Raw genomic sequence first — 19,072 nt, 5'->3', positions numbered from 1 at the left:
TTTGGATGGTCATACTGAAAATGACATTGTTTTTAGTATTGATAATTACTGATTGAATTTTTATTGGTATTAAGTACTTAATTAACGAAATTTTTAGTGAATGAAAATTCAGAAAATTTCCGCAAATTTAGGCTAAAAAGTGCTGATATTACTGATAAAAGTCGATGGGGATTCTATTCCTTTTTCCACAGACCTCTTATACTTAGCTTCAACCTTGTGCGTAGCACATTCGACTTATTTAACGACTCAGTGAAATCTACATGAAGATCCCTTCTCTGCTTGGTAGTTTTATCTTGGTATGCAGCAGTTTAACTGTTGCCGCGACAGCGCATTCTGCCGATTCGGCCTCTGTCACTACAAAAAGCACCGCCACGGCGAAAAAAGCCCCTGTAAAACAGCAGGAAGTGGCCGCCAATAGTGCGCTGGTGGTGGATCTAAAAACCAATGAAATTCTCTATTCCAGTAATCCCGATGCCATAAGGCCGATTGCCTCTGTGACTAAGCTGATGACCGCCATGGTGACCTTAGACGCTAAGTTGCCTATGGATGAAAAGCTTGCCATCAATATCAACGACACTAAGGAAATGCGTGGTGTGTACTCTCGAGTGCGTATCGGCAGTGAAATCAGCCGTAAAGATATGTTATTGCTGACATTAATGTCATCAGAAAACCGTGCTGCGGCGAGTCTTGCCCACCATTATCCCGGTGGTCATAAGGCTTTTATTAAGGCGATGAATGCTAAGGCAAAAGCTCTAGGCATGAAGAATACTCGCTATGTGGAGCCTACTGGGTTGTCCGAGAAAAACGTTTCGAGTGCCCGCGATCTAGTGGTGTTACTCAAGGCCAGCGAAGGTTATCCCATGTTAGGTCAGTTAAGCTCGACCGAAAAGAAAACCGTCACCTTTGGCAAACCTAAGTACAGCCTCGACTTTAGAAACACTAACCGTTTGGTTTACAAAGATAACTGGAATATTCACCTCACTAAAACTGGCTTTACCAATGAGGCTGGCCATTGTTTAGTGATGCGTACCGAAATGGCGAAACGCCAAGTGGCCTTTGTGGTGCTCGATGCCTATGGTAAATACACCCATATGGCGGATGCCAACCGTTTACGTAACTGGTTAGAAACCGGCAAAGTGACTCCGATCCCTGCCGAAGCTAAGCAGTATAAAAAGCAGCGCAGCCAGCAGCAGTTTGCCAAAGTCAGCGAGACCTAAGCAGACATTAATTGCTTATCCATCGAATAAAAAGGCCAGAATCGTTCTGGCCTTTTTATTGGTATTTGCCTAGGGCGTGTTGACGTTTCAGGGTTATTTTTGCAGCAATGTGGCTGGCTTTTATGCAAGGCAAAGTCCGTGCAGTGTAGTTATTCTACATAAACGGACGATAACGCGGCAGAAAAGCCTGCCAAATGCTGCCCGAAGGGTTCGCCTGGCAAGCCCTTGCTCTTTGTCACTCGTCATTTGAGTAGAATAACTACACATCATTCCTCGTTTCGCGAGCACGTGCTTGCCAGAACGAACAAAATTTAATCTCGAAACGTCAACACGCCCTAGTCCTTTGTTGTAGAGGATTGATTGGCTTAACTAAAAACCAAGCAATCATCCCGCTTAGGGTGCGTTGTGTGGTGATACGCCGTATCATGGGCGGGATTTTTCTCTCAAGGATGATATGCGTGTGGCGTTAATCTTAAAAAAACTCCAGTTGATCTATGTGCCCTTTATACTGCTCTGCCTACTTTTTGTTTCAGGCTACAGCTTGCTCCATTGGTTGTTGATTATCGAGTTCCAACTGCTGAGCATTGACGAATCGATGATTAATTTCTGGCTGCCGCTGATATTGCCTTGGCCCTTGCTGTTTTTCTATTTAAGACCTCGGCTTAAGTTATTCCGCTTTACCAAGAGTAATAGCCGTTTTATCTATTTTGTGATTGCCGTGCTGTTGCTGGCGGTGCCCACTATCGTGGCGCAGGAATACCTTAATAGCGCAACGGGCAAGTTGACTCAACTCGAGTCCATCAATGCACTATTGCACCAGCCGCAGACCAAGTATTACCAATTAAATCAGTTTTATATCGATAAAAAACACATAGGCGTGCAGCGTAATATTGAGCCCATAGGTAAGGGCAACAGTGAGCTGCGCATGAGCCTGTATATTGCGATGCCGATTTTCGCTAAACGCAATGAGAGTTGGCGGGTCGGTGCTAAGGCCTTGGCATGGTATGGCAAAGTTTATGAGAAAACGATCAGTAATCGACTCGAACAGCAGGAGAAAGAATCTCTATTTCAGGAGTTTATTCATCAGAGTGAGCAGGAGTTTAATGCCTTAAACCCGGATGACTTTGTCTATCTTGACCGTATTGGCCCTTCAAACCGTTACAGTCAGTTTTTATTGGCAGCCCAAAAAAGCCCAGTCTATTTCGAGGGTTACCAAACTGTCTTGATGCCTGTGAATCAACCCTTCGAGGCGCGTAATGGCCATAAACTGGCGTGGATTATTGCTTGGTTAAGCTTTGGGGCCATTCTGTGGTTGTTGATGAGTCTGATGCTAAAACTGGATGAGACGCAGGCGTCTAAGCCTTTGGCTGCGCAGCTGAGTATGGAAAAACCTAAGGCAGAGCTCTATGGCTTTTTGGCCGAATTTAAACCTCGGCAGGGCTTTGTTATCACGCCTATCTTGCTCTATATCAACGCCTTGATATTTGTATTGATGGCCTTTGCCAGCCAGCACTTTATCGCCTTACCAAACAGTGTGTTACTCGATTGGGGGGCAAATCTTCGTCAGTTGGTGCTTGAGCAACAAGTCTGGCGTTTAATCAGTAATGTGTTTTTGCACGGCGGCCTGATGCATTTGGTCTTTAACTTATACGGGCTGTTTTTTGCGGGGATGTTTTTGGAGCCACTGCTGGGCAAATGGCGTTTACTCGGGGTCTATCTGTGCTGTGGTTTAGTGGCGAGTATGGCCAGCATAGGCTGGTATGAGGCGACGATCAGCATAGGTGCCTCGGGCGCCATCATGGGGCTATTTGGGGTGTTGATCATCTGGATATGGTTGGGTTTATTGCCCTTGGCGGACAATATGTCGCTCGCCCTGAATCTGACCCTATTCGTTACTGCCAGTCTTGTGATGGGACTCTTTGGCGGGGTGGACAATACCGCGCACCTGGGTGGTTTAGGTTGTGGGCTGCTGCTTGGGAGTTTGCTACGGCCAAACAAGGTGCAACCGCGGGCCAATAAAAAGCCGAGGTAAATCCTCGGCTAATGGGTTTTACTATTGAATGTAAGCAGTATTTAGGCGTGCTCAAACATCAGGAAGAGGTACACGATAAACAGCACTATATGCGTCGCCCCATGGAGTGCATTGGTTCGACCGCTGCTAAAACTGACTTTGCAGACCATTAAACTGGTGGCCAATAGCACCATATCCGCTGCAGATAGACCTAGGTGGACTTCTTGGTTGATAAGAGATCCAATAATCAACACCGCGGGCACGGTAAGCGCTATGGTGGCGAGTACAGAACCAAAATAGAGGTTCATCGCCCGCTGCAGTTGATTGTTGAGTGCAGCCTTAAAGCCACCTACGGCCTCTGGCGATAAGATCAAACAGGCGACAATAAAGCCACCGAGTGCTGGCGGCGCCCCGAGAGAGGCCACGCTGTAATTAATGGGCATCGCTAGGGTTTTGGCGAGCAGAATCACCACCAGCAAATAACCAATCAACAGCACTGTGTGGTAGATATTGCTGCGCAGTATGCCGTGATGCTCTTCGTGGTCCTCATGGTCGGCATCGACAAAGAAGTGGCTATGGCTCTTGGTCTGGATCACTAGAAAGATGCCATAGAGCAAAATCGAGATGATGATCAGCATCCAAGACATAGGTTTAGACATGCTGCCAATGGTGCCGCCTTCGGTAAAGTTAGGTAGCACTAAACAGAGTAGGGCGAGGGGAATAATCGCCACTAAATAGGATTTCACCCCATCCAAATTAAAGTGCTGGGTATGATAGCGCCAACCGCCAAGTAAGAGGGTCAAACCGACTAAGCCGTTGATAATTAACATTACCACGGCAAACATGGTATCCCTTGCCATCACGGGATTTGGCTCGCCCGTTAACATCACCGAAGAAATCATCACGACTTCGAGCGAAATCACCGACAGGGTTAAAATCAAGGTGCCATAGGGGTCACCGAGCTTGATGGCAAGCGCGTCTGAGTGACGTACCACGGAGAAAATCGCCCAAGTCACTACTCCGAGCAGGGCGAGTGAAACGGGAATATAAGTTGAGAGTGCTGTGCCATCGGCCAGCAAGCTATCGCCACCCGTTTTAAAGAATACTAACGTGAGTATTCCGAGCAGCAGGGCAAATTCGTCTTTGATAAATGTCTTCATAGGCAGTTGATCCAAAGCGGAAAAAGGCCGTTAGTATAGACATTGGTTATGGCACACTTTGCATGAATAATCCTTTAGATTTGGGGTTAGGCATAAATTTTTGAGCGAGATCGCTTTTTTATTCCAAACCCCAGTTCTCGATTAATACCTTTGACTTAGCCGATGTTGCGAGCAGATTTAGGCAAGCCGCATGCTGGCTAAGTCAATGTCTTAGCCATGGTGCTCGGTATTGATCAACTTGCCGAGCTGATCGTAATTATTCCAATCCCCCGCTTGGCGATCGGCAATATAGCTACCCTCACTGCGTTTTTCGCCATTGGGCCAAAATTGTTGCCACAAACCTTCCTTGCGATCCCGTAAAAAGCTCCCTTGTTCGGCGAGTTTGCCATTGGTGTGGTAATAGCTGGCATCGCCTTCCTTCTGGCCTTTTAACCAAGTTTCAGTCAGTTTAGGTTTACCATTTTGGTGGTATTCCCGGCGCTCGCCGTCGAGCTCGCCTTTAGTGTATTGGGCTTCGAGCTTGAGCTGGCCATTGCTGTAATACTCTTTGCTGCTGCCCTGTTGTTGGTTATCTAAAAACTCGCTACTGGCGGCTAAAATGCCATCCTCATACCAGCTTTCCCACAGACCTGTTTGTTTGCCTTTATCCATAGTACCACTGAGTTTGAGCTGACCATTGTTAGGATAATATTCGGCATAGGTGCCAGTTTTATCATTGTTATCATAGGTTTCTAAGCGATAAACCACTTGCTTAAAGCTGTAGTACTCGCTGGTGCCATGGCGCTTATTGTCTTTCCAATGGGTTTTCTGGCTGATATTGCCCTCAGGGATCGCGCCGTAGGTTGGATCTTTGGCTTCGTAGCGGTAATCAATCCAGAGACCGGTTTTTTGATTATCCTCATATTGGCCAGTGACGCGGCGGCGACCTTGATAATATTCGGCATAGTCGCCATTGAGTTTGCCGTTAACAAAGCTCTGTTCTTTCTGTTTTTGCCCTTGCTGATATTGGATCCACAGTCCTTCTTTTAAGCCTGCTTTATATTCACCTTCCTCATTAAGATCGCCATTGTAGTACCAGCGACTAAAGTGGCCATCGAGGGGATAGCTACTGCTGTTATCAGGTTTTGTGCGGGCGTAGTGGGCGAGTTCTCTGGGCTTGCCATTGTCGTAAAAGGATTCGTACTTACCAACCCAAGCGCCTTCGATGCGCTCACCGCGCTCATTCACCGAGCCATCTTCATAGTAGGATTCGGAGCGGCCAGTGAGTTTGCCATCAACATACACATCTAAGCTGCGGAGCTGGCCATTGGTGTGGTAACGGCGGAATTCTCCGTCTCTTTGACCTAGCTTCCACACCTCTGTGGTTTGCAGTTTACCGCCGTTATAACGTTCAAATAATCCATCCTTTAAGCCCATGTTGTAGCTGCTTTTTTCAATAAGATTACCGTCCGTATCATAACGCTCAGAGGGGCCATGCAACGGATATTGACCATTATCGGCCAGTTGCGAGTCTTGATAGGTTCGCAGCTCTTTAAGTTGGCCGTTGGAATGGAAATACTTTTGCGTGCCAGCGAGCATATCCTGCTTGTAGTTCAAATCGCTGGTCAGTACGCCCTCGAGGTTAAAATACTGCTGACGCCCCTCTAACACATCGTTGAGGTATTGCTCCTCCACTTGGAGTTTGCCCAGCTCATTGAATTGCTGACATTTACCATGGCGCAGTCCCGCCTGATAGTGGCACAGGCTTGCTAGTTCGCCACTGGGATAAAAGGTGCGTTCTTCACCCTCGAGTTTATCGAGATTAAATTGGCTGGCACTGGCCTTAGTGCCATCGTCGAAAAAGGTTTCCCATAAACCTTGGCGGCGGCCATCGGCATCGAAGCGGCCATTAACGACCACTTGGCCCTCGGCATTTTGCTCGAGATAGGGGCCAGAGAGTTGGTTATTAGCGTAGGTTTGGTTTTGGGAGAGGGTGCCATTCTCATAAAAGCTTTCCCATTTACCGTGGCGAAGGTTATCGAGGTAGCTTTCCTGCGCCTGTAATTTGCCACTCGGGAAGAATCGTTTTACCTGGGACTTTTGGCCATTTTGATAGAGGGTGCTTTGGCTTACATGGCCCGTGGCGCTAAATTCCTTCCATTCGCCAACCGGAACTCCTTTGGCAAATTGCTGCTCCTCGGTTAGGGCGCCATCTAAGTCGAACAGTCGCCAGGTGCCATCTTGGTAACCCAGTTGATAGTTACCTTCGACGATTCGGCTGTTATTACTATGAAAAACCTGCCATTTCCCATTCGGTATCCCCTGCGAAAATTGCCCTAAGGTATAACCTTGGTTATCGCGGACAATGGCAATGTCGCCATTTAAGGGCATGCCAGTGGCAAGATTGTAATAGCTGGGAATGCCGTCCTGCTGGCGAATTTCGACCATCATGGAGGAGAGGTTTTGCGCCGCCTGTGCATGGACGCCGACTAGGCTAGTTGCGGCAATGGCGAGGCTAATAAGGCGAAATGGCGTGTTGTACATGCTGATCCTTTGCTCTGGGTCTTAAGGCCGCACAATGGCGGCCAGTATAAGAATCCTAACGTTTATAGTACGTTAATGCTGTGCAATTTGGCTGAGTGCACAGCGAGTTAGTTTACGCGAATGGCGTTAAGCTAAACAGCTTACAGCCACAGGCTTGAGTTAATAAAAGGGAAACACGCTATCTTCAACGGGTAAGACGGGCGGCGGTGTTTCCTGATTTAAAAACTGGCCGTGATTGTAATGATTAATCACCTGTATCGAGCCATTACTCTCAAACTGGTATTGCTTACCATGCAAGTTACCTTGGTCGTCATAGTTAGCAATTTCAAGCACATAATCTTCGACTGTACGCAATTCCCAGTGGCCGACTTGCTTACCCTGCTCAAAACGGCCATGCCAAGAGCGTCTTTCAGGATTCGGTCTTGGGCGATATTGGAATTCGTTATCGGTAAATACCCAATCGCCTTGGCGCAGGTCATTACGATATTCGCCTTTTTCATACACTTGGCCATTACTGGCGTAACGCTGGACTAAACCATCGGGTTTGCCATGTTTATAGTGCATGGATTCAAGCAACTGGCCTGAGTTGGCCTTGTTGAGGTATTCACCGTGGAGCTCGCCATTATCATCGTGGCTATAGGTGAGGGTGGCGTCGTCTTGATATTTCTTCCAAGTGCCTGCTTGTTTATCCTTGGCATACTGACCTTGCTCTACCAGCTGACTTTTGCCTGTGGCAGGCTCAATTTTCACCGTTTCATAGGCGCCTTCACGCTTACCCGCCTGATAATATTCACGGGTGAGGGTGATGACATCGTTGTAGTCGAAGGATTTGATTTGTAAGCCATTCAATTGCTTATTGAGTCGCTCCTGGCGCTCGATTAGTAAGCCTTTTTTAAAGGTTTCAGAGAGCGACCAGTTTTTGAGTTTGTCCTCTTCGTGAGTCTCAATCAATTGGCCGTCGCGATAGCGCTGCTGTTTGCGATAAACCCAGCGATTACCTTGGTATTTGCTGTCGGTAGTGCGTTTAATCTCACCCTTGTCATCGTATTCGATAGCCTGGATGACATCGCCCTTATCGTTGGTGGCTTCTTTTAATTTGAGCTGGCCATTTTCAAAATAAGTGAGCTGCTCACCGACCTTATAATTCTGTTGATATTGAAAGTGCTGCTCTACCTTGCCATTGTCAAAATAGCTAAAGTAGTCGCCGTGTTTTTTATCCTTAAACCACTCTTGGGTAGAGATAACTTGCCCATTCAGCCCCCAAGTGGTCTCTGTGCCTTGCAGAAGGCCATCAACCTTATGCTCCTCACGGTTGAGTTTGCCTAGATTAAAATATTGGCTGACGCAGGTGGGGTCATGGCAGATTTTGGCGGTGACTTCACCTTCGGGGCTAAAATTTTCGCTGATACCGACGGCTTGGCCATCTTTATAGGTGGTTTTGTTGCGGATATTGCCGCCATTCCAATAACCCGTTTCTTGGCCTTGTTTTACACCATTTTCATAGTTCGACTCAGTATATAACTGACCCGTGGCAATGTACTTTTTGATTAAGCCATCGAGCTGGCCTTGCCCGTTGCGAAAGCCCTGTTCGTAGGGGGTTCCATCGTCGAAGTAACATTGATAAGGCCCGCGAAATTGCTCGCTAGTGAGTGCCTTACCGATATTTTTATCGGCGATGGCCGTTGAGCAGAAAAGTCTATTCTTTTCTTTGTAGTAAACCTCGACCTTATAGTAGCCATCAGTCAGATCAACGGGTTGCTCAAAATAGTACAGAGCTTTTTTCTCATCTTTGATGACATTCCAATGGGCATCGAGTAATACCTTCTCTGCATTGGCGTGCGTACTGATGAGGGCGAGCGCTCCTAGGAGCAGTTTTACAGTAAATGGACGCATAACCGCTCCTTAAGGCAAAGGTTTAAAGGTGAATTCATAGGGAATATCGACGGAATCTTGGGAGATAGTCATATAACTCACCTTAGCGGCGGCGCCTGTCACACTTAAATAGCGGCCATCTAACAGCACCTCATCAATCCTATATTCAGTCTCTTCGGGCAAACGAATCGTTAGTTGCTTGCCTTGGGCATTCTCGACTCTGATGTAATTGGGTAAATCTTTGCTTGGCTCCTTGCCATAACCTGTATCGGTCAGCCAAGCTTGCAAATCGATTAACCAAGGGCGCTCGGTGACTGATTGCGCTAAGGTTTGCCAGTGGATATCGCCTTTGCAATGGATAGTGCCTTGAATGCGCTTATCGTAGAAGTACTGGCGCACGCGGTCGGGTGTCATCAAATGGTAAGCCGCGCCTTCGGGCCCATTGGGCACAAACTGCCAAGTTACCGTCTGTGTTCCTTCATTAAAACCTTGTGCTATCTCGGGCTTACAGGCTGTCGCTAACGCAGCAGACATGGGGATATATAAGTTGTGACCATTTTCAGTCGCCGTTTTTATATCCTTCACCGCACTGATTTCTGGCTTGGACAACGCTAGCTTATCCGAGAAGGAGTCGCCCATACTGACGCTGCCAAACTCGCTCAGGGGATTGGCAAGATTTTGGTTGTACTCAGCTTCGGGAACAAAGCGGATCTGCTTGCTTTGGCTGAGTTCTGGCTGGGGTTGACTCGCCACTAACACTAGAGTTTTTGGGATTTCGTCTAACTTAAGGAGCAGTGCGCTGGTCGTCTGTTGATGGCTCTCATCGGCACCAGTCAACTCCGCTAGCAGTTCTTTATCGGTCAGGGTGAGCCACTCGGGATATTCCGACTCGGCGCGGGCATGGGCCATTTTGCCTGTTAACTGCTGAAGACCTAGGTGGATCTTGTGGCTGTCGCTCTGCTTGATGACCACTTTAAAGAGCTTAGCGTTGGCATCTAGGGGCTGAATCGTGAGGCTGGCATCGCCAAAGGTATAGGGCGAAGCGAGCAGTTCATCCCAGGATTTTTCGATGATGTTATTCGTCTCAGGGACTAAGGTGAGCTTAGCGCTGATATAGCTCATCCGCTTGAGTTTATCGGCGGTGTTATCCCAACCCGTGGCGATAATATTGGTCGACGATTCAATGTTGCGGCTGAAATTGACCGCCGCCCCCGTGCTGTGTTGCCAGAAGTTGAGATCTAACGCTTTTCCGCTCTCATCAAAGGCGGTGATATCCTCATAGCGCATATTGCCGACGATATATTGCGGACTCATGGCATGCACAAAGCGCAGTTGGATCTCCTCGGGAGTATCGCTGCCCCAGTCGCCGATATTATCAATAATCCCTTGGTGATCAGCTAATAAGGATTGGATAAATGCCTTGTCGGTAGGCTTATATTCCCGCGGCACATCGCTGATGGGATAAAGCTCCTTTTGCTTATCATCGATATCCCGCTCGGCATCGTAGTTGTCATCGGCATACCAAAGTAGGCTCATCACATCGGGGCGATCCTTAGGCGCCATAACGATGCGCTGGACAAAGGTTCTACCCCGTTGCTCATCCTGTTTAAATAGCGCCATGCTCTCTAACCAACCGGTTTTACGGTTAAGCTCGAACTTGCCGTAGACCTTAAGGTTACTGTTTTCGCCCTGTTGCTGTTTATTCTGTAACACCGCCAGTAATCTATCGTCGCTGACTTGCTCAACAGTCCAGATTAACCGCTCATCCATGGGGGCGCTAGTGCTATAACCCACACGTGGCTCAAGCTGCACGGGCAGGGTAGGCGATTGCTCAAATAGGGACTTAAGGCTCGTCCAGCGGTTAAATAGTTCGGCGATATCCTTCTGATTTATCTGGGTAACGGGCGTGAGCCGATTGTTGTCACCATTTTTCAGCTCGAGATTAAAGCCCGCTTGAATGATGGAGGTGAGCTCTTTGCCACTGTTTTTTGGATCGATATTGCTGATGGGGATTGGCAGGGCGTGATCGCTTAATTGCATCAGGCTCGGCTGAACGAAGAAGTGGGCATCATTGGTCAATGGGGTGGTTAAGCTGGTCGCTTTACCCTGAGCATCCTGCAACTGGTAATTCAGTAGCACGCGCCCCTGCATGTTCTTTTGGGTTTCAATACCGTCATTGATGCTGAGGGTCGAAATCACCTGATATTCGCGTGCGCTGGGGATGCCCCCCGATTTATTGGAGCCCGCACTATCGCACGCCGTTAACCCAACCGTGAGCGTAAGAGTGGTACAAATTACTCTGCATATCCCTATAGCCATCTGAACTCCATTGGCAACTTATGTTATTGAAATGTAAATCTATTAATCCGAAAATTGGCGACATTATACACAAAAAAGCCCCTAGGGAATAAAAAGCTCATGCCAATCAGGGGGCAAGATCAGTCGTAAGTTTGCATGATGAATATCGGCCTAAGGTGAGAAAGCCGATTGCCCTAATCAGGCTTCATCCTTTACTCTTGTTAACGCCGCTAGATAACTCACAAGCTAGGGAAGACAAACCTGTGGTAGCTTGTTCAATGGAGAAAGAACGATGAGCCCACAACCCAAGTCCGACAATAACGCGCCTGCTGCTCAGCCTATCCCGCAGGAGGCCTTCGATTGGTACGATGAATATGCCCACGGCATCATCGACCGCCGCGAGTTTATGGCTCGCCTCGCAGGTCTTGTGGCACTGGGGTTTACCATGACAACGCTCACTGGCGCACTCATGCCCAACTACGCCTTAGCCGAACAAGTCTCCTTTAACGATCCCAGCATTCAAGCCAGTTATGTGAAGTTTCCCTCCCCCGAGGGCTATGGTGAAGGTCGCGGTTATTTAGTGATGCCGACATCTATGCTGATTCCCGGCAAAGAGGCGGGCGATCCTAAGACCTTGGATCCCACCAAAAAAGCCGCCGTGGTATTAGTGGTGCATGAAAACCGTGGCCTGAATCCTTATATCGAAGATGTTGCCCGCCGCTTAGCGGCCAAGGGCTATATCGCCTTTGCCCCTGATGCCCTTTATAGCCTCGGTGGTTATCCCGGTAATGACGATGCGGGCCGCGCCATGCAGGCCAGCCTCGACAGAGCCAAAATCGAGCAGGACTTTATCGCCGCCGCGCGCTTTTTAAAGGCCCACCCCCAGAGTAATGGCAAACTCGGCGCCGTCGGTTTCTGCTTTGGCGGCTATATAGTCAATATGCTCGCCGCCAGCATTCCTGATGAGCTAACGGCTGGCGTGCCTTTTTATGGCACTCCAGCGGCAACAGAGTTACGCAGCCGGGTCAAAGGCCCGTTGATGTTGCAATTTGCCGCTTTAGATCAACGGATTAACGACACTTGGGCCGAGTACGAAACCCAATTAAAGGCTAACAAGGCCGAGTATATTGCCTACCTCTATCCCAATGTGAACCATGGTTTTCATAACGATTCCACCGCCCGCTATGATGAGCCAACCGCCGAGCTCGCATGGGCAAGAACCTTGGATTTCTTTGGGAAATACCTACAAGGTTAGGGATTGCCGAATTGCAAAAGGGAATTTTGTGATGCGGGGACACATTTGCTGCGGCCTATCGGCCGAGGTGAATCAAAGTCGTGGGGCTTCACCCCACACTCGATGATATTGCTGGTTCGCTTAGTGGTGCGAATTAGCAATGTTATTACTGTAAAGTGACGGTGCGACTCATTGCCTGCCGCAGGCTTTTGCACTGTTACTCCAGTGACACGCCGTGAATACGTCCTTGTAGGCTCTACTAAAACATCCATGTTTTAGAAGGTCACTGGTGCAACAGTGCCACTTCTGGCGTTCCCATTGGCAGTGGAGTTGTATGCTTATTTTTAAAAGCAAAGAGCCAAAATTAGTCATGACTTAACTACTTAATTTGTAATGTGAAAGTGGTAGACAGATATTAAACAGAACGTTATCTTAGGTTTTTAACAAGGATGAAACTTAATCGTGATCACGGTTAAGTTCACTTGCATCAGGAAGATGTATCTTGTTCTTAACTTAGATACTTAAAATTCTCCTGCGACCTGTTACTTTTGATTTATGTTGTTCAACTAATAATTATACTGATGTTAGGAGAGGTATCTGTATGTATAGAAGTGTATTAGTTATTTTATCTATTATTTCAGTATCAGCTATAGCGGTTGAAAGTCCTTATTCAATTGATAAGACGTATGATAATAACCTGCCTAAATCATCCTTAAAGGTGGCTTTCTCTGAAGCTAACAACGAAATATTAATATCTGGTACTGCTGCTGATGAATTTTCTGCTGATAAAAGAATTTATTTATGGAAGTATAATGTTGATAATAATGGGGTGGATTATATTAGCTCTGCCAGTTTTGGTATAGCATCAGATCTCGTTGGTTATATTAATGTGGAACCTATAGGTGAATATGATAAAAACTATTACGCTTTATCTGAGTCAAATTATGATGGAGCTAGAAAATTAGTTAGATTTACTCTTGAAGGCAATGAGTTATCATTGTCTCAAGAAGTAGAATTTTCATCTAGTTCAGGTCAGTACGGTTCATATGTAGAACAGATTGAATTTGTAAATAATAATACCATTGTTGCTTTGCATCCAAATCATGATGATACTCTGAGTGGAAAAGTCAGTTACGATTACAGTGTTTGTAATTTAAGTGGAAATGGTGAGATAGATTCTTGCGAGCGAAAAAAAATCTTAGCTGATAAATCACTCATATCAAATAGTACCTACAAGTTATATCGATTAGAGGGTCGTGATGAAATTATCTTCTATCCAGAAAGGGTCGGGATTAATGAAACGAAGGTAGAGCCTAAGTTGTATGTCCTTAAATGGCAATCTGATATTAATGATTTTGTGGTTTTTCAAGAAATAGTTATCCCTGAAAGAGTGGACTCGACTAAATTTAGTGGTGTTAAAGCCATATATACAATTAATGATGGGAAAGAGCTTATAGTAGGTAGTGATATGCTTCTGCATTATCAATACTCACCAGATGATAATAAATTTGTTCTGTCAAAAATGAAAAATAGTGTTAGTTATCCCAAAGAAGCTATTTATTTAAAGAGTGAAAATTATTTTATTGAACGCTCTGGAAGAAATTCTTATGTGTTTGATGATGAAGAAAAATATTTTTATAAGTCTTCCCAGGTGTATGCTATTGCAGATGGTTGGTTTCAGCTCACTGATGACAAGAAAGGTTTTTTCGTTAACTTAATGTCACCTAATATTACAACGTTTACCCTTTCTAACCCTAACCCTCTTATATATAAAGGTGGTTTACCTAAAGGCTCTATTCCAGCTGTTCAAGATGTTCCTTTGGCGATAAATATTAAGAAGCATTTTCTAAATGGAAACAACCTTGTGGTTACCGGTTTTCAAACTGAATATATACATGAAAGATTGATTTGGGATGGTGAATATATTAGTGGGACTTTTACTAATGAAGATATGTTTGCCTCAAAAAATTTAATTGATCCAACACCAGCCAGTCCCATTCAAGTGAGAGTGAATATTCCTCCATTATCTACAGAGATCTTTTATATTACACCGACTAACGTTAACGATGCTCCTATGTTAACTGCGGAGATTGGTATTCAGTATCTTGAAAAGGATCAACAGTATTACGGTGTGCTTTCAGGAATTGTTGTCGATCCTGATAGAGAGGCTGTGACTTATACATATAAGAATGTACCTAATGGATTAATAGCTAGTGAGGATGGAATATTCCACGGTGCAGTTAAGACTAAAGGTCAATACTTGATGACGGTCACCGCAACAGACCCTTCAGGTGCAGAGTTGACGTTTGATGTGACATTTATCGTTAATGATACTGGTGAACCTGAAAAGTCATCCGAAGGCGGTGGTGGGACGATGGATTTCACATTGTTGATGCTATTGATTACGTTGTTTTTTAGGCGTTTAAAGCATAATTAAATACTTAACAATCGGAATGGGGCATTTTTGACTTAAGGCGATGTTGTTGGATTAATCTCGCCTTGTCGAACTAGTTTAGGCAAGGGAGGCTTCCCTCAGATTTCATGAGCCATCCATAGTTAAATTTCTAAAATTGGTAGTAAAGATTACTCGATTTGCTTTGCATGGCTAGAGGCAACACTAAAGCAGCAGAAGTTCATCTATCCCCTGCGAAGTTGCCGTGGGGCGTTGGAATAAATTGCGTGAGTCTCGGCATGGATGCCGAGCTAGCTTTCGGGGTACAGGATGTACCATCGGAAGCGATAGCAATTTATCCATAAGACCAAGGTCAGTCTCTAATGCATGTAACTTCGCTAGGGGCGTCTTGGAGCATCCAAGGAGGATAGGACGAGCAGTCCTCCTTGGTCGGGTGTGGGGGGGAAGCCCCACGACTTTAAGCTTTTATCTCAAACTCAAACTTCAAAATTAAACCAAAAATAAGGGGCTAGGATTTAGCCCCTTATTTTATCTATTTACTAAGTTGCCGAAGTTCACCTAAGACAACTCACAGAGTAAACATGATTACTCTGGATCACTCCCTATTCAGGGTCATAGTCGAGCACTGGCGCCAGCCACTTCTCCGTTTCACTTACTGTCATCCCCTTACGCTTCGCGTAATCCTCCACCTGATCGCGGCCGATATTGGTCACGCCGAAGTAGCGGGATTTAGGATGGGCAAAGTACCAGCCCGATACCGCAGCGGTGGGGAACATGGCGTAGCTTTCGGTAATGTCTAAGTCGATGGTTTCATTCGGCTTTAACAGTTCCCACAACAGGCCTTTTTCGGTGTGATCCGGGCAAGCGGGGTAACCCGGTGCGGGACGAATACCTTTGTATTTCTCACGAATTAAGGCTTCATTATCGAGCTGCTCATCGGCGGCATAACCCCAGAATTCCTTACGCACGCGCTCGTGCATCCGCTCGGCAAAGGCTTCGGCTAAACGGTCGGCTAAACACTTGAGCATAATGGCGTTGTAGTCATCGTGATTGGCCTCAAAGCGGGCGATATGCTCGTCGATACCATGGCCTGCGGTCACGGCAAAACCGCCCATATAGTCGGCAACGCCGCTGTCTTTTGGCGCCACAAAGTCGGCCAGACAGAAGTTATCGTTACCCACCCGCTCAAGCTGCATCCGCAGGTGATGGGTGGTCATTTCGACTTCGGTGCGAGTCTCGTCGGTATAGAGCTCAATATCATCGAAGCCGACGGTATTGGCGGGGAACAGCCCAATCACGCCCTTGGCGGTGAGCCATTTTTCATCGATGATTTTTTTAAGCATGGCCTGACCATCGGCGAATAGTTTCTGCGCCTCAACGCCTACTACCTTGTCGGTTAAGATCTCGGGGTAATGGCCGTGCAGCTCCCAGGCGCGGAAGAAGGGCGTCCAGTCGATTCGATCGACTAAATCGGTTAATGGATAGTCTTCAAATACTTGGCGACCCAGCACATTGGGCTTGAACGGGGTGTAGTTTGCCCAGTCGTGCTGACAGCGGTTTTCGCGGGCGGCCTCCAGCGAGACGATTTCCTTACGCTTGGTTTGCGATAAACGCTTAATGCGCATCTCTTCGTATTCGGCGTAGGTCTCATCGATCGTCGCTTGGCGAGTTTCGTTGCTCACTAGCTTGCTGACCATAGGCACTGCGCGGGAGGCATCGGCAATGTAAATCGCGCCATGGGGATAATGGGGGGCAATCTTCACTGCGGTATGAATTTTCGAGCAGGTGGCGCCGCCGATAATCGCCGGAATGGTGAGGCCTTCGCGATGGAAGGTTTTCACATTGTGCACCATCTCATCGAGGCTTGGGGTGATAAGCCCAGACATGCCGATAATGTCGATATTGTGCTCTTTCACGGCCTCAAGAATGCGCTCCACCGACACCATCACGCCTAAATCGAATACCTCAAAGCCGTTACAGGCGAGCACAACGCCGACAATATTCTTGCCGATATCGTGCACATCGCCCTTCACCGTGACCATCAAAATTCTGCCGTTAGATTGGCCTTCGACCTTCTCTTGCTCAATAAAGGGGTTGAGGTAGGCCACGGCCTTTTTCATCACCCGCGCCGACTTCACCACCTGTGGCAGGAACATTTTGCCCGAGCCAAATAGATCGCCGACGATATTCATACCGTCCATCAGCGGGCCTTCGATAACATCAAGTGGTCGTGAGGCAAGTTGGCGAGCCGCTTCGGTATCTTCGTCGATAAATTCGGTGATGCCTTTGACCAGCGCATGGGCGAGACGTTGATTCACCGGCCATGAGCGCCATTCTAAATCTTCTTTTTTCGCGCTACTTGAGCCATCGCCCCGGAATTTTTCAGCAATCTCAAGCAATTGTTCGGTATTGTTTGAGTCTTCAACTGGGCAAGGCAGGTTGAGTACGACGTTCTCGACCTTATCCTTAAGCTCGGGGTCAATATCATCGTAAATCGCTAATTGGCCCGCGTTGACGATACCCATGTCCATGCCGACTTTAATCGCGTGGTACAGGAATACCGCATGAATCGCCTCACGCACTGGGTTGTTACCGCGGAAGGAGAACGACACGTTCGACACCCCACCCGAAATCATCGCGTAGGGCAGGGTGGCCTTAATCTCTTTAATGGCTTCAATAAAATCGACGGCATAGTTATCGTGCTCATCGATACCCGTGGCAATGGCAAAGATATTCGGGTCGAAGATAATGTCTTCGGGCGGAAAGCCGACCTTATCGACTAGCACGCGGTAGGCGCGGGTACAGATCTCGACTTTACGCGCCTTAGTGTCGGCCTGACCTTGCTCGTCGAACGCCATAATAATGGCCGCAGCGCCGTAGCGTTTCACTAGGGTTGCCTGCTCGATAAACTTCTCTTCGCCTTCCTTCAAGGAGATAGAGTTGACGATTCCCTTGCCTTGAATACATTTGAGGCCCGCTTCAATCACCTCCCACTTAGAGGAGTCGATCATAATCGGCACACGGCTGATATCCGGCTCAGAGGCGATAAGGTTTAAGAACTTATGCATCACCTCCACGCCATCGAGCATGCCTTCGTCCATATTGATGTCGATGATCTGCGCGCCGCTTTCTACCTGTTCACGGGCGACATCGAGCGCCTGCTCGAACTTACCTTCTTTGATCAGTTTTAAAAACTTGGCCGAACCGGTGACGTTGGTACGTTCACCCACGTTCACAAATAGGGTTTGGGCGTCGATAGTGAGCGGTTCCAAACCCGATAGACGGCAGGCGACGGGGATTTCGGGTAATACCCGTGGTGCAAATGGCTCTACGGCTTCGCGAATAACCTTAATATGCTCGGGCGTGCTACCACAGCAGCCGCCGATAATGTTGAGCATGCCTTCGCGGGCCCACTCTTGGATAACGCTCGCCATATCCTCTGGGGTTTCATCGTAACCGCCAAACTCGTTTGGCAGACCCGCGTTAGGGTGCGCCGAGACATAGCACTCGGCGATGCGCGACAGTTCTTCAACGTAGGGGCGAAGCTCCTTAGGGCCGAGGGCGCAGTTAAGGCCGATGGATAAGGGCTTGATATGGCGAAGGGAGTTATAAAAGGCTTCGGTGGTTTGTCCGGTCAGGGTTCGGCCCGAGGCATCAGTAATGGTGCCTGAGATCATCACAGGCAAACGCGCTGGCGAATTTGGCCCAAAGAGTTCATCGAACACGGTTTCTATGGCAAATAAGGCGGCCTTAGCGTTTAAGGTATCGAAAATAGTCTCGACCATAATGATATCGGCGCCGCCCTCAATTAAGGCGCGGGTCGATTCGCAGTAAGCGGTCACTAACTCATCAAAGTGGATATTACGAAAGCCTGGGTCGTTAACATCGGGGCTGATAGAGCAGGTACGGTTAGTAGGCCCTAACACACCGGCGACATAACGTGGCTTACCCGTGGCTTGCTCGATTTCATCACAGGCCTCACGGGCGAGGCGCGCGCCTTCGCGGTTAATCTCGGCGGACAGCGACTGCATATCGTAGTCGGCCATGGCGATAGTAGTGGCGTTGAAGGTGTTGGTTTCAATAATATCCGCACCGGCTTTTAGGTAGTCGATGTGAATTTGTTTGATGATGTGTGGCTGAGTCAGCACTAAAAGATCGTTATTGCCCTTAACGTCGGTATGCCAATCCTTGAAACGCTCGCCACGGTAATCCTCTTCCTCAAGCTTGTAGCCTTGGATCATAGTGCCCATGGCGCCGTCTAAAATCAGAATGCGCTTTGACAACTGGTTGCGAATGTCTGCCAGTGCTTGGCTGGCTCGATGGAGAGATATCGCCATAAATGAT

At 47.5% G+C, this 19,072-nt stretch carries 9 protein-coding genes; 4 read left to right on the top strand and 5 right to left on the bottom strand.

The genetic code is table 11. The features are described 5' to 3' along the window. Positions 1 to 260 precede the first annotated feature (260 nt). Both pbpG and K0H60_RS16505 read left to right on the top strand, forming a co-directional pair. Positions 261 to 1,217: a D-alanyl-D-alanine endopeptidase gene (pbpG, locus tag K0H60_RS16510; protein ID WP_220056408.1), complete on the top strand. Its 957-nt coding sequence runs from the start codon at positions 261 to 263 to the stop codon at positions 1,215 to 1,217. Positions 1,218 to 1,671: 454 nt separating this feature from the next. After that, complete coding sequence (locus tag K0H60_RS16505) at positions 1,672 to 3,249, top strand: rhomboid family intramembrane serine protease (protein ID WP_220056407.1); 1,578 nt, start codon at positions 1,672 to 1,674, stop codon at positions 3,247 to 3,249. Between the two features lie 41 nt (positions 3,250 to 3,290). Here the strand turns inward: K0H60_RS16505 and K0H60_RS16500 are convergent, their stop codons facing one another. From K0H60_RS16500 to K0H60_RS16485, 4 genes are all read right to left on the bottom strand, one after another. Next, positions 3,291 to 4,388: a calcium:cation antiporter gene (locus K0H60_RS16500; protein WP_220056406.1), complete on the bottom strand. Its 1,098-nt coding sequence runs from the start codon at positions 4,386 to 4,388 to the stop codon at positions 3,291 to 3,293. A 210-nt stretch (positions 4,389 to 4,598) separates the two neighbouring features. Then, positions 4,599 to 6,911 carry a toxin-antitoxin system YwqK family antitoxin gene (locus K0H60_RS16495; RefSeq protein WP_220056405.1) on the bottom strand — a complete coding sequence of 771 codons (2,313 nt, stop codon included), beginning with the start codon at positions 6,909 to 6,911 and terminating at the stop codon, positions 4,599 to 4,601. Between the two features lie 159 nt (positions 6,912 to 7,070). Then, a complete protein-coding gene (locus K0H60_RS16490; protein ID WP_220056404.1) occupies positions 7,071 to 8,804 on the bottom strand; it encodes a toxin-antitoxin system YwqK family antitoxin in 1,734 nt (577 codons plus the stop codon). A gap of 9 nt (positions 8,805 to 8,813) precedes the next feature. Beyond that, positions 8,814 to 11,102: a hypothetical protein gene (locus K0H60_RS16485; protein ID WP_220056403.1), complete on the bottom strand. Its 2,289-nt coding sequence runs from the start codon at positions 11,100 to 11,102 to the stop codon at positions 8,814 to 8,816. Positions 11,103 to 11,373: 271 nt separating this feature from the next. On the opposite strand from K0H60_RS16485, the gene K0H60_RS16480 reads away from it, so the two are divergent. After that, the gene (locus K0H60_RS16480; protein ID WP_220056402.1) at positions 11,374 to 12,336 is read left to right on the top strand and encodes a dienelactone hydrolase family protein; all 963 of its coding nucleotides are present in this window, start codon (positions 11,374 to 11,376) and stop codon (positions 12,334 to 12,336) included. Positions 12,337 to 12,916: 580 nt separating this feature from the next. Then, positions 12,917 to 14,752 (top strand): putative Ig domain-containing protein, encoded by a 1,836-nt coding sequence (locus K0H60_RS16475; protein ID WP_220056401.1) that lies wholly within the window; start codon positions 12,917 to 12,919, stop codon positions 14,750 to 14,752. A gap of 578 nt (positions 14,753 to 15,330) precedes the next feature. Here K0H60_RS16475 and metH read toward each other — a convergent pair. Further along, positions 15,331 to 19,065 carry a methionine synthase gene (metH, locus tag K0H60_RS16470; RefSeq protein WP_220056400.1) on the bottom strand — a complete coding sequence of 1,245 codons (3,735 nt, stop codon included), beginning with the start codon at positions 19,063 to 19,065 and terminating at the stop codon, positions 15,331 to 15,333. Positions 19,066 to 19,072 lie beyond the last annotated feature (7 nt).

Source organism: Shewanella mangrovisoli, assembly GCF_019457635.1.
Taxonomy (GTDB): Bacteria; Pseudomonadota; Gammaproteobacteria; order Enterobacterales; family Shewanellaceae; genus Shewanella; species Shewanella mangrovisoli.
The sequence above is the reverse complement of the archived record's forward strand: the minus strand, read 5'-3'. Positions and strand labels throughout refer to the sequence as shown.